Genomic DNA, 12,814 nt, shown 5'->3' with positions numbered 1-12,814 from the left:
TGCAGTAACTGTGTTTCAACCAAGACGCAGGCCGTATAGGGTCGCTGGGAAACACTGCGCCAGATTCGGCGCGCATACATCAATTCAGAACGGGGAAATAAATGGCGGGTTCAGTCAACAAGGTCATTCTTATCGGCAATCTCGGTGCGGACCCTGAGGTAAGATCGTTTCAGAATGGTGGGAAGGTATGCAACCTGCGCATCGCGACGTCCGAAACATGGAAAGACCGCAATACCGGAGAACGTAAGGATCGGACACAATGGCACTCGGTCGCTATCTTCTCAGAGCCCTTGGTTCGGGTTGCGGAGCAATATCTGCGCAAGGGCAGCAAAGTTTATATTGAAGGTCAGCTGGAAACCCGCAAATGGCAAGATCAATCGGGACAGGACAGATACACGACCGAGGTGGTCCTGCGACCCTATCGCAGCGAACTGACAATGCTGGATGCTCGCGGTGAAGGCGGAGGTGGTGGCCAGTCGGGCGGCTATGGCGGCGGTCAGGCCGGGGGTGGATACGGCGATCCCTATGGCGGCCAATCCAGTGCCCCTGCCCCGGCATCCGGTGGAATCGACGACGACGAGATTCCGTTCTAAGCGTAGCGGAGGCAAATCATGACATGGTCCTTCTCACTCGGCCGGTTTCTGGGGTCCGAGTTGAGGGTCCATGTCACGTTTTTCCTGCTGCTGGCTTGGGTCGGTTTCGCCGCCTATTCCCGCGGCGGGCTGCCAGCCGCCATCGAAAACCTGATCTTTGTGCTGGCTTTGTTTGCCTGCGTCGTCGCGCATGAATTCGGCCATGCGCTGATGGCACGGCGATACGGCATCAAAACCCCAGACATAACCTTGCTGCCAATTGGCGGTCTAGCGCGGCTGGAACGGATGCCCGAAAAGCCAATGCAAGAGGTTTGGGTGGCCCTTGCCGGTCCGGCGGTGAATATCGTCATCTGGATCATTCTGGTCGCGCTGGGGGCCGGTATGCCACTTGAGACAATGGCGCAGATCGACACCACTGTTCCGGGTCTGTTGAACCGTCTGGCATATGTGAATTTGCTGCTGGCCGCCTTCAATATGATACCAGCTTTCCCAATGGACGGCGGGCGGGTGTTCCGCGCCTTGTTATGTCTCAAAATGGATCGGGTGAAGGCAACCAAGATCGCGGCAATCGCAGGACAGATCGTGGCTGTCGCCTTTGGCTTTTGGGGGCTGAGTACCGGCAACGCCATTCTGGTCCTGATTGCGGTTTTCGTTTTTGTCGCCGCCAATTCCGAAAGTCAGGACGTGGCCATGCGTTCGGTCGCGCGGCGGGTTCTGGCGCGTGATGCGATGATCACTGAATTCCACGCTCTGTCCCCGTCCGATACGCTGGCGACGGCAGCGCAGGCAGTCATCCACACCACTCAGCACGAATTTCCCGTTTTGGATGATGACGGCGCATTGCTTGGGTTTGTCACCCGCGGTCGTCTTTTTGCAGCCCTAGCCGGGGAAACTCCGCGGTCCGACCCCGCCACGTCGGTCATGGAAACCAATATCCCAAGGGTGCAACTGACCAGCGGGCTTGAGATGGTTCTGGAAACGCTCCACAAGGGCGCACCGGCTATCGCCGTCTGCACGCAGACTGGTAAAATGGTCGGCTATATCACCCGGGAAAACATTGGTGAGCTGATGGTGATCCGGGGGCGCTGATCAGGCCGTCGCCAGGGCGTCTTCCAGCACGGATATCACCGCCTCACGCGGGACGTCCGATGTCACGAAAGCTTCACCGATCCCACGCGCCAGGATGAACCGCAATTGACCGTCGATGACCTTTTTGTCCTGCGCCATTAGATCGACCAAGGCTTCGGCCCCAGGCAGGTCGCCGGGGATGTCATTCAAATCGGTTTTCGTGCCCATAGCGCGCAAATGTGCCCGCACGCGGCTGGGGTCTTCCTGTGAACACAGACCCAGGCGCGACGACAGCTCGAACGCCAGCGCGCAGCCAATGGCGACGCCCTCGCCATGCAGCAGACGGTCGGAATAACCAGTGGCAGCCTCAAGCGCGTGACAGAAGGTATGGCCAAGGTTCAGCAGCGCGCGGTCGCCCTGCTCGGTCTCATCCCGCGCCACGATATCGGCCTTCATCTGCACCGAACGGGTTACGGCCCGCACCCGTGCGGCCATATCACCGCCTGAGACATCCGTTCCGTTGGTTTCCAGCCACTCAAAGAACGCTGCGTCTCCCAGCAGGCCGTATTTCACCACCTCGCCATAGCCTGAAAGGAAATCGCGCTGGGTCATCGACCCCAACACCGAAGTATCTGCCAGCACCAGCGACGGCTGATGGAATGCCCCGATCAAATTCTTGCCCTGCGGCGCGTTGATCCCGGTTTTGCCCCCCACCGAACTGTCGACCTGCGCCAGCAGCGAGGTCGGGATTTGCACAAACCGTACTCCGCGTCGCAAAGCCGCAGCGGCGAACCCCACCAGATCGCCAATCACACCGCCACCAAAGGCAACGACGATATCGCGGCGCTCAATTTTCTCAGCCAGCAACCACTCTACAGTGCGTTCGAAATGCGGCCAGCTTTTGGTCGCCTCACCAGCGGGCAAAGTTAGCGACATCATCTCGATCCCGGCGTGGGCTAAACCGTCACGCAAAGCGTCCAGATGCAGCGCGCCCACGTTCTCGTCCGTCACAACCGCCACTTTGGGCCGGTGCAACAACGGTGCGATCCGTGTACCGGCCTGAGCCAGCAATTCCGGGCCGATTTCTACATCATACGAGCGCTCGCCCAGCTCTACATGTACGGTTTGATGCATTACTTCCGTTCCAAAACATCGGGGCGTGTTGCCAGCGCATCCACCACCCGGTTCACCATATTCTCGATCGAGGTCTCGCCGTCGGACTCGGCGATCAAATCCGCTTTCGCATAAACCGGGACACGCTGTTCATACAAGCCGCGCAAAGTCGCATAAGGATCAGAGGTACGCAGCAAGGGGCGCGTGTCTTTGTGTTTGACGCGATTCCACAAAACCTCGAGATCGGCCCGCAGCCAGACCGAGACCCCGCGTTCCGTGATCATTGTGCGGTTCTGTTCCGCCAGAAACGCGCCACCACCTGTCGATAGGATGCCTTTTTCCTCATCCAGCAAACGTCCGATAACCTGAGATTCCTTAGCGCGGAAAAACGGTTCTCCGTCACGTTCGAAAATCTCGGGGATGGTCATATTGGCTGCCGATTCGATCTCAGCGTCGCTGTCGAGAAAGGGAACGCCCAGCCGCGCAGCCAGCGCACGGCCCACCGCCGTCTTTCCCGCCCCCATCATGCCTACAAGTACAACCGTTTTGTGCAGTGCAAAGCCCGCATCTGTGTCCGAGCTGTGGGTGTTATGCTTAATTTCGCTCATTTCACTGTGAATGACGTGATCTTAGGAAAAATGCTAGCTATAACTATGACAAAAGAGAAAATTGGGGCAGCGTTGAGCAATGGGCCGTCTAATCAAGTTCCTGTTATATCTGATTTGCCTGGGTTTTATCGGGCTGGTGGCATATGCCTATCTTGGGCCGTTTTTCGGTGCGGATTTCTCGGCGCCGCAAGACGAGATACGAGAGCCGGTAATCCTGAATGTCGAATAAGGCCGCAGTGTTCGCACTGTGTTTGGCCGGTTCGGCGCAAGCGCAGCAGGAACCTCTTTCTGTCATTGATTGGTTGAGCAACCCGCCAGAAAACCTGCCGGGAACCGTTTTGCTGGAACCGCCCGTGACACAGACCGGTGTGCGGCCGGATGTCGAAGTCACACCGCTTGAGGCGCTGTCGCAACCGCTGGGGTTGGTGTCGTCCTCTGTAACGGGCCTGCCTGTGAGCCTATGGCAGAACAGTGATCCCGACAGGTTGGCGCAGCTAATTGCTCGGGTTCCTGTTAAGTACAACCCAGCAATGCAGCGGCTGTTATTCACTCTGCTATTGTCCGAAGCGCGGGCCCCTGCCGGGCCGAGTGCGGAGGAAACCCTCTTGTTAGCTCGCCTCGACCGCTTGATGCAGCTGGGTGCCGCCGATCCGACGCAATCGCTGGTGCAACTGGCCGGACCCACCGACAGCCGCGCGCGGTTTCAGCGCTGGTTTGATGCAACGCTACTGACCGGGGATGAGGATCGCAGCTGCACAGCGCTCATCGCGCAACCGCACCTATCGCTGGATTATGCAGCCCAGATTTTTTGCAAGGCGCGCCGAGGCGATTGGAACTCTGCCGCGCTAACGCTTGAGGCGGCCCATGCGCTGCAAGTCCTGCCCCCCGAGGATCTGGATGTGCTGGACCGCTTCCTGAGCCCCGAGCTGTTTGAGGATGCCGATTACCTTCCCCAGCCCGACAATCCCGATCCGCTGACTTTTCGATTGTTTGAAGCGATTGGCGAACGTTTGCCCTCGGCCCCTCTGCCGCGGGCTTTTGCCAACGCCGACCTGCGCGATGTGGCGGGCTGGAAAGCCCAGATCGAAGCGGCCGAACGCCTGACGCGGATTGGCGCGCTGACCCCTAACCAGCTATTGGGCTTGTATACCGAGCGTGCCCCGGCGGCGTCAGGTGCGGTCTGGGACCGGGTGTCAGCCATTCAGAAGTTCGAAAACGCGCTGGAAACCGGTAAACCCGAAGCTATCGCCATGGCATTGCCCCTTGTGTGGGATCAGATGCGCAGTGTCGGGCTTGAGGTTCCCTTCGCCGATTTATTTGCTGGTCGCCTGTCACAAGTCTCTCTGCCGGATGACAAAGCCGAAAACCTGCGGTGGCGTATCCTGCTGCTGTCCGATCTCTATGAAACCGCAGCCGAGTCTCCGCCAGACAAATCAGAAGATGCGCTTTTTCTAACCGCTTTGGCGCAAGGTGATCCGGGGCGTGCGCGCAGCCCTTCACCTTTGGCCGATGCGGTGGCTCAAGGCTTTGCCTGGGCGGCGCCGATCCCATCGGACATTCAGGCGATGCTGAACAACAACCAGCTGGGCGAAGCTATTCTTGAAACGATGGAAATGTTTGCTCATGGCGCCAGGGGCAATCTGGTCGATCTGACGGCTGCCATTGCGACCCTGCGCCAGGTGGGCCTTGAGGATACGGCGCGGCGTGCGGCCCTGAACCTTTTGATCCTGCAGGGCACATGATCATGGCGTCCCCGGCAACATCTGAGCTTTGGATTTCCTCCTTCCTGCAAGCGCAGGCGGCCGAGCTTGGGGCAGCCAACAATACCCTGTTGGCCTATGGCCGCGACCTAAAGGATTTCGCCGCCTGGCTGCAGCGCCGCAAAACCAACTTTGCCGAGGCAGAGCGGGATCAGATCGAAGCATATCTGATCGACTGCGACACCCAAGGTCTGGCGCAGTCCACCCGTGCCCGACGATTGTCAGCGATCAAACAAATCTACCGTTTCGCGTTCGAGGAAGGCTGGCGCGACACCAACCCCGCCATTCAGATCAAAGGGCCCGGACGCCAAAAACGCCTGCCCAAAACGCTGGACGTGCCCGAGGTGGACCGACTGCTGCAAGCCGCCCGCCAGACCGGGCGCACTAAGGCAGACCGGGTGCGGAATACCTGCCTGATGGAAGTTCTCTATGCCACCGGTATGCGGGTGACCGAACTGGTCTCGCTGCCCGTTTCATCAGCACGCGGCGATCCGCGCATGTTGCTGGTGCTGGGCAAAGGCGGAAAAGAGCGGATGGTACCCCTATCTCCGCCTGCACGCGACGCACTGGCGGTCTGGCTAAAGGTGCGGGATGAAGCCGAGGATCAAGTGGTTGCCGATGGCGGCCAGCGATCCAAGTTCCTGTTCCCCTCACGCGGCAAATCCGGGCATCTAACTCGGCATATGTTCTTTCTGCTGGTCAAGGAATTGGCTGTTCAGGGCGGCGTGTCACCGGAAAAAGTCACGCCGCACACGCTGCGCCACGCATTTGCGACGCATCTACTGGCCAACGGTGCCGATTTGCGGTCGATCCAGACCCTGCTGGGGCACGCGGATGTGGCGACTACCGAGATTTACACTCATGTTCTCGACGAACGTCTGGCCGAGCTGGTGTTAGAGCATCACCCACTGGCGAAAGACCCCGACAACAAGGGCTAACCCCTTGATCCGCAGGGGGCGCGCCCCCATAACGGATGCAGCAACACCAACAACCAAGGACCAATGGAACCCTCTTCTTCTCTGATCGACGGCGCATTCTGGTTTACCACAGGCGCCATTCTGCTTTTGCTCGTCCTGTCGGGCTTTTTCTCGGGTTCTGAAACGGCATTGACCGCATCGTCACGCGGCAAGTTGCGGGCGCAGGCCGACAAAGGCTCACGCGGGGCGCAAAAGGCGCTGGACATCACCGATGACAATGAACGCCTGATCGGCTCGGTCCTGCTGGGCAATAACCTTGTGAATATCCTTGCCGCCTCGCTGGCCACGGCCTTGTTCACCCGGTTGTTTGGCGAAAGCGGCGTGGCGCTGGCAACGCTTGTCATGACTTTGCTGGTACTGGTTTTCGCCGAAGTTCTGCCCAAGACCTATGCCATTACCAACGCGGAAAAAGCGGCAGCATTGGTCGCGCCGATCATCAGTATTGTGGTGACGGTTTTCTCGCCCATGGTCGCAGCCGTACGCCTGCTGGTGCGCGGTGTCTTGCGTTTGTTCGGTGTTCGGATCGACCCGGACAGCAACATTCTTGCCGTACGCGAAGAGATCGCGGGCGCGCTGCAGCTGGGCCATTCCGAAGGTGTGGTAGAAAAAGAAGACCGCGACCGCATCCTTGGCGCGCTGGATCTGGGTGATCGGACGGTGGAAGAGATCATGCTTCACCGCTCGAACATCGAGATGATCGATGCCGACGACGCGCCCGAGGCCATTCTGCAACAATGTCTGAAAAGCCCGCACACCCGTCTGCCCGTCTTCCGGGATGAGCCGGAGAACATTGTGGGAGTCGTGCACGCTAAGGACCTGTTTCGCGCCATGTATGCCCACGCAGGTGCCAGTGAAAGTGACACCAACCGGCTAAAAGAATTCGATATCTCCAAAGTGGCAAACGACCCGTACTTTGTGCCGGAAACCACGACGCTGGACGACCAAATGAGGGAATTCCTGCGGATGCACAGCCATTTTGCACTGGTGGTCGACGAATACGGATCATTGCGCGGTTTGATCACGCTGGAAGATATCCTGGAAGAAATCGTGGGGGAAATCGCCGACGAGTTCGATATCGAAGAAGACGTTCCGGTGACCCGCACAGAAGACGGGCAATTTCTGGTCGAAGGCGCAATGACAATCCGCGACGCGAACCGCGCGATGGACTGGTCATTGCCGGATGATGAGGCGAACACAGTCGCCGGGCTTGTCATACATGAGGCACAGATGATCCCGGTGGTCGGTCAGGTCTTCTCATTCCACGGGTTTCGGTTCGAAGTCACCGCGAAGGACGGCAACCGGGTGACCGAGTTGAAAATCCGACCGCTGTAACTCGGCTAAAGAAAAAACCGGCGCCCACCATCGGGCGCCGGTTTCATTTCCGGGGTTACGCGAACCAGGTACGGCTAGCGACATAGCCATCCATCAGGTCACCGTTCGCATGTGCGGACCAACCCGTCACCTTGTCCGAATATCCGTCGATGAACTGATTGAACATCGGGTTGATCAGACCGCCCTCTTCCCAGACGATCCGCGCCATCTGGGCGTAGATGTCTTTGCGTTTAGCGGTGTCCAACTCGGCACGGGCTTTCAATACCAGCGCGTCGAACTCTTCGTTCTTAAAGTTGGTGTCGTTCCAGTCTGCGGTCGACAGATAGCCAACCGACCACATCTGATCCTGCACCGGACGCCCACCCCAGTAGGATGCACAGAACGGTTTGTTGTTCCACACTTCCGACCAGTAGCCGTCCGCCGGCTCACGCTGAATCTCAAGCGGGATACCAGCCGCTTGTGCCGACAGCTGGAACAATTGCGCCGCGTCAAGTGCACCGGCAAACGCAGCGTCAGACACATGCAGAACGATGGGCGTGCCGTCATGACCCGACGCTTTGTAATGCTCAGCTGCCTTGGCCAGATCGAACTGGCGCTGCTCCATCGACGCATCGAACAGCGGATAGGCTTCGTTGATCGGAATATCGTTCCCGACCGAGCCAAAACCGCGCAGAACCTTGTCGACCAGCTCCTCGCGATTGATGGCGTATTTCAGCGCCAGCCGCAGGTCTTTGTTGTCAAACGGAGCGGTGTCGGTGTGCATGACAAAGATGTAATGCCCCCGGCCCGAGGTCGCGTTGATGGTGACACCCGGCGCGCGGCCAAACAGCTTGGCGGTACGCGGTGGCACCACGTTAATGGCGTGTACCTGACCGGCCTGCAATGCTGCCGAACGTGCAGTGTCATCGTTCAGAACAAGGATCTCGTGGCTGTCATAATGGCCAACACTTTCATCCCAGTGGTTGGCGAACTTCTCGAACGCATAGCGCACTCCAGGTTCATCTGCGGTCACCTTGTAAGCACCGGTCGAAACCCCCTCGCCGGGGTTATCGATCCCGCCACCCGGCTGCATGACCAGATGATAATCCGACATCAGATACGGCAGGTCTGCGTTGGGTGTGGTCAGCGTGATCACCACATAGTCACCGTCGACCCGCACATCCTCGATCCCGCGCATGATGCCCAAAGCACCCGACTGCGAATCTTCGTTCGAGTGGCGCGCCAGGGTCTGCTGTACATCTTCAGGCGTCAGTGTCTTGCCATTGTGGAATTCGACGCCTTTGCGGATCAGGAAAGTCCAGATCTTACCGTCCTCATTCGCTTCCCAGCTTTCCGCCAGGCTGGGTGCGATCCCACCATCAGTAGTCACCACGGTCAGGGTGTTTCCATAGGCCCGCAGCGCCTTGGCCGTCACATGCGACGCCGACAATGCTGGGTCCAGTGAGTTGGTGCTTTCACCGCCCGTCAGCCCCAAAACGAAATGGCCCCCTTTTTTGGGCGTCTCGGCCAGACCGGCCTCGGCCCAGATCAGGTTCGCAGCAGTGGCTGTCAGGCCAAGTGCTGCGGCTTTGGCCATGAATTCACGGCGGCTCAACGCTTGGGGTTGGGGATCAAACTTGCTCATCTTATGTCCTTGTAGAGTAGTTACACAGGGTCCTTCCCGGATGCCTGGTAGATCGATTCCGTAACAGAACCACGACACCGTTTAGTTGATGTTTTCCGCAGATGCGATTTGCTGCGGCGACACGTTTTGTCGCATTCGGAATTGCATCCTGTTCCCCACTGATCAGACTGGCAAAAACACTGACGGAGGCCTTCATGAAACTTGAAACCCGCGTAGCAGTTATTGGCGGTGGCGTCGTCGGTTGTTCCGTGCTGTACCACCTGACCAAACTGGGGTGGTCCGACGTCATGCTGCTGGAACGCTCAGAACTCACCAGCGGCTCAACCTGGCACGCGGCGGGCGGGTTCCACACGTTGAACGGTGACACCAACATGGCCGCGCTGCAGGGGTACACGATCCGCCTGTATAAAGAGCTGGAAGAGATCACCAGTATGTCTTGCGGTTTGCACCACGTAGGTGGCGTGACTTTAGCCGACAACCAGGACCGGTTCGACATGTTACTGGCCGAGCGCGCCAAGCATCGGTTCATGGGATTGGAGACCGAGATCGTCGGGCCGGACGAGATCAAGAAGATCGCGCCCATCACCAATACAGACGGCATCATCGGTGCGCTGTATGATCCGCTGGACGGGCATCTGGACCCATCGGGCACCACTCATGCTTATGCCAAGGCGGCTCGGATGGGTGGGGCCACAATCGAAACGCATTGCATGGTGCGCGAGACCAACCAACGCCCCGACGGCACCTGGGATGTGGTCACCGATAAGGGCACCATTCACGCCGAACATGTAGTCAACGCCGGTGGCCTCTGGGCGCGCGAGGTTGGCGCGATGGCCGGTGTCTACTTCCCGCTGCACCCAATGGAACATCAGTATCTGGTGACAGATTCAATCCCGCAGATCGAAGCGATCATCGACGCTGGCGGAGAACACCCGCATGTCATGGACCCTGCCGGCGAAAGCTATTTGCGGCAAGAAGGGCGCGGGCTGTGCATCGGGTTCTATGAACAGCCCTGCAAGCCGTGGGCTGTCGACGGCACCTCGTGGGAGTTCGGGCATGAACTGCTGCCAGACGACTATGACAAGATTACGGACAGTATCGAATTCGCCTATCGTCGCTTTCCTGTTCTGGCCGAAGCCGGGGTGAAATCGGTGATCCACGGACCGTTTACCTTTGCACCGGACGGGAACCCTCTGGTCGGGCCGGTACCGGGGATGCGCAACTACTGGTCAGCCTGCGGCGTGATGGCCGGATTCAGCCAGGGTGGCGGAGTTGGCCTGACGTTGGCGCAATGGATGATCGAGGGCGAACCGGAACGTGATGTCTTTGCGATGGACGTCGCCCGGTTCGGAGATTGGATCAGCCCCGGGTACACCCGCCCGAAAGTGATCGAGAATTATCAGAAACGCTTCAGCGTCGCCTACCCGAATGAGGAACTGCCCGCCGCGCGCCCGAACCGAACAACCCCGATGTACGATATTTTCAGCGATCTGGGCGCTGTCTGGGGTCAGCAATACGGATTGGAAGTCCCGAACTATTTCGCCCAAGGGGACGAGCCGGGCTATGAAACTCCCTCATTCCGTCGCTCGGACGCGTTTGACGCGACTGGGCGCGAGGTGCGCGCCGTTCGCAACAGTGTCGGCATCAACGAGGTCCACAATTTCGGCAAGTACCGCATTACCGGCCCTGCGGCCCGCGCGTGGCTGGATCGGATTATGGCCGGACGCATTCCACAACCTGGCCGAGTGTCTCTGACCCCGATGCTATCACCTAGGGGTAAACTGATCGGGGACTTTACCGTTTCGTGCCTGGCGGATGGCGAATTTCAACTGACCGCGTCATATGGCAGTCAGGCGTTCCACATGCGCTGGTTCCTGACACATCAGCAGGACGGCGTACAAATCGATAACATCAGCGACCGGTTGAACGGGTTTCAGATCGCGGGTCCAAAAGCAAAGCAAGTCCTGGACGCCTGCACCCGCGACAATGTTTCGGACCTCAGCTTTCTAGACGTGCGGCGTATGACCGTTGGCATGACCGACTGTATCGTGCAGCGGGTCAGCTATACCGGCGATCTAGGGTACGAGATTTATTGCGATCCGATGGCACAAAGACAGCTCTGGTGGGTTCTATGGCAGGCTGGGCAACCGCACGGGATGGTGCCGTTTGGAATGCGTGCGATGATGAGCCTGCGTCTGGACAAGTTCTTTGGCTCATGGATGAGGGAAGTCTCACCTGACTATACCGCCGCGGAAACAGGTCTGGATCGGTTCATATCATTCTCGAAAAACGCCGATTTCATAGGCCGAACCGCCGCCGAGCAAGACCGATCGCAGGGCCCGGCGCGCAAATTGGTGGCATTTGAGGTGGACGCCGACGACGCCGATGTGAATGCGTATGAACCGATCTGGTTGGACGGTAAGGTTGTTGGCTTCTGCACGTCTGGCGGATACTCGCACCATGCCCAAAGATCGGTTGCAATGGGGTTCTTGCCCGTGGACCGGGTGACTGACGGACTGCAGGTTGAAATCGAAATCCTTGGTCAACTGTGTAAGGCTAGGTTGATCTCGGAACCACTATTTGACGCAGATGGCGCGCGCATGCGGGGATGACTCTGCCCTGTCGCGGCGGCATGGTGGCGGTATGACACAAATACCCATAATTCTATTGGCCGCTGGGCAATCCAGCCGCATGGGCGGCCAGGACAAGCTGTTGCAGATCATCGACGGCCAACCCTTGCTACGTCGCGCGGCATTGATTGCCGGGCTAGCGGCACCAGTCATCGTAGCATTGCCCTCCGCCCCGCATCTCCGCTACCAAGCCCTTGATGGATTGGATCTGCATCAGGTCGAAATTCCGGATGCCCAAGAAGGTATGAATGCCAGCCTGCGCGGCGCACTTGCGCACGTGTCTCCCGAAGCGACCGGCGCAATGATCTTGCTGGCAGATTTGCCGGACATCACAACCGAAGATTTGCTTGCAGTGCTATCCGCGGTCCAGGCCCACCCGGACAACCTGATATGGCGCGGCGCCACAGAGAACGGCAAACCAGGTCATCCGGTCATCTTTGATCGCAGCCTGTTTGATCAGCTTAGCCGTCTGACAGGAGACGAAGGTGCGCAATCCGTGGTGCGCGCGCATGCGGACAAGGTGCATCTGCACGCCCTGCCCGGCCAACACGCGTTGCTGGATTTGGACACGCCCGCGGATTGGGCGACATGGCGCGCAAAGCGGACCACCTCAAATCGACAGGTCTGAAAGTAAGTCGGCCCGGTCGATAACGACCGGGCCGGTACCCAAAACAGGACTACCACTTTTCATCAATCCCGGAAACGCGGCCAATAATGTCTGTCGACACTCTGGCTATTCCGCCGCCGAACCTAAACAAGACCCCCTCGTTAACATGCCGCTCAGCGTTTCCAGTGACTGTGACAAGCCTTGGGCACCCCCTAGTGCCTTTGGCTCCCCCTCGCTTGGGCACATTCATCGTCACCCATCCGTTGGATTCAAACAACGTAAAATTGGAAAGAACGGTTAATTTTGCCGATATCAGGATGGTTTTTCCGCAACATTTAATAGCGGTGAATCAACCTTAAGATGATTGTCATTTTTGCCCGAAACACCACATTTCACCATTAAGCATAAACCTAATGTGCTATCTGGTCTAAATGTTATAAATTGTTTTCGATAACCGCATTAACACTTGCAGGTCGACACAACCAAGACGGTATCACCTGAA

General features: G+C 58.3%; 11 protein-coding genes. 8 read left to right on the top strand and 3 right to left on the bottom strand.

Features of this window, described 5'->3' with window-relative positions:
• Nucleotides 1-101: 101 nt before the first annotated feature.
• A complete protein-coding gene (gene ssb, locus GOX21_RS01440) occupies nt 102-593 on the top strand; it encodes a single-stranded DNA-binding protein (RefSeq protein ID WP_170374994.1) in 492 nt (163 codons plus the stop codon).
• A gap of 18 nt (nt 594-611) precedes the next feature.
• Entirely contained in the window at nt 612-1,682 is a 1,071-nt protein-coding gene (locus tag GOX21_RS01435) for a site-2 protease family protein (protein WP_170374991.1), read from the top strand.
• Here the strand turns inward: GOX21_RS01435 and aroB are convergent, their stop codons facing one another.
• On the bottom strand, nt 1,683-2,795 hold the full coding sequence (gene aroB, locus GOX21_RS01430) for a 3-dehydroquinate synthase (protein ID WP_170374989.1): 1,113 nt from the start codon (nt 2,793-2,795) through the stop codon (nt 1,683-1,685).
• Nucleotides 2,795-3,382, bottom strand: a complete 588-nt coding sequence (locus tag GOX21_RS01425; protein ID WP_170374987.1) for a shikimate kinase — start codon at nt 3,380-3,382, stop codon at nt 2,795-2,797. The genes aroB and GOX21_RS01425 overlap by 1 nt, the downstream gene beginning before the upstream one ends.
• 79 nt (nt 3,383-3,461) lie before the next feature.
• On the opposite strand from GOX21_RS01425, the gene GOX21_RS01420 reads away from it, so the two are divergent.
• The 4 genes from GOX21_RS01420 to GOX21_RS01405 all read left to right on the top strand — a co-directional run bounded on the left by GOX21_RS01420 (nt 3,462) and on the right by GOX21_RS01405 (nt 7,451).
• Nucleotides 3,462-3,611 carry a hypothetical protein gene (locus tag GOX21_RS01420; RefSeq protein ID WP_170348465.1) on the top strand — a complete coding sequence of 50 codons (150 nt, stop codon included), beginning with the start codon at nt 3,462-3,464 and terminating at the stop codon, nt 3,609-3,611.
• On the top strand, nt 3,601-5,124 hold the full coding sequence (locus tag GOX21_RS01415; protein ID WP_170374985.1) for a hypothetical protein: 1,524 nt from the start codon (nt 3,601-3,603) through the stop codon (nt 5,122-5,124). The genes GOX21_RS01420 and GOX21_RS01415 overlap by 11 nt, the downstream gene beginning before the upstream one ends.
• 2 nt (nt 5,125-5,126) lie before the next feature.
• Nucleotides 5,127-6,080 (top strand): tyrosine recombinase, encoded by a 954-nt coding sequence (locus GOX21_RS01410; RefSeq protein WP_170374983.1) that lies wholly within the window; start codon nt 5,127-5,129, stop codon nt 6,078-6,080.
• 63 nt (nt 6,081-6,143) lie between these two features.
• Entirely contained in the window at nt 6,144-7,451 is a 1,308-nt protein-coding gene (locus tag GOX21_RS01405; RefSeq protein WP_170358106.1) for an HlyC/CorC family transporter, read from the top strand.
• A gap of 55 nt (nt 7,452-7,506) precedes the next feature.
• Here the strand turns inward: GOX21_RS01405 and GOX21_RS01400 are convergent, their stop codons facing one another.
• Complete coding sequence (locus GOX21_RS01400; protein WP_170374981.1) at nt 7,507-9,075, bottom strand: ABC transporter substrate-binding protein; 1,569 nt, start codon at nt 9,073-9,075, stop codon at nt 7,507-7,509.
• A 194-nt stretch (nt 9,076-9,269) separates the two neighbouring features.
• Here GOX21_RS01400 and GOX21_RS01395 point away from each other — a divergent pair, with 194 nt between their 5' ends.
• Nucleotides 9,270-11,687, top strand: a complete 2,418-nt coding sequence (locus tag GOX21_RS01395) for a GcvT family protein (RefSeq protein ID WP_170374978.1) — start codon at nt 9,270-9,272, stop codon at nt 11,685-11,687.
• A gap of 31 nt (nt 11,688-11,718) precedes the next feature.
• Nucleotides 11,719-12,333, top strand: coding sequence for a nucleotidyltransferase family protein (locus tag GOX21_RS01390; RefSeq protein WP_170374976.1), 615 nt, complete (start codon nt 11,719-11,721; stop codon nt 12,331-12,333).
• The last annotated feature ends 481 nt before the right edge of the window (nt 12,334-12,814 follow it).

Source organism: Ruegeria atlantica (genome assembly GCF_013032005.1).
In the GTDB taxonomy this organism is placed as follows: Bacteria; Pseudomonadota; Alphaproteobacteria; order Rhodobacterales; family Rhodobacteraceae; genus Ruegeria; species Ruegeria atlantica_A.
Note: the sequence above shows the minus strand (reverse complement) of the source record. Positions and strands in the feature narration are given on the sequence as shown.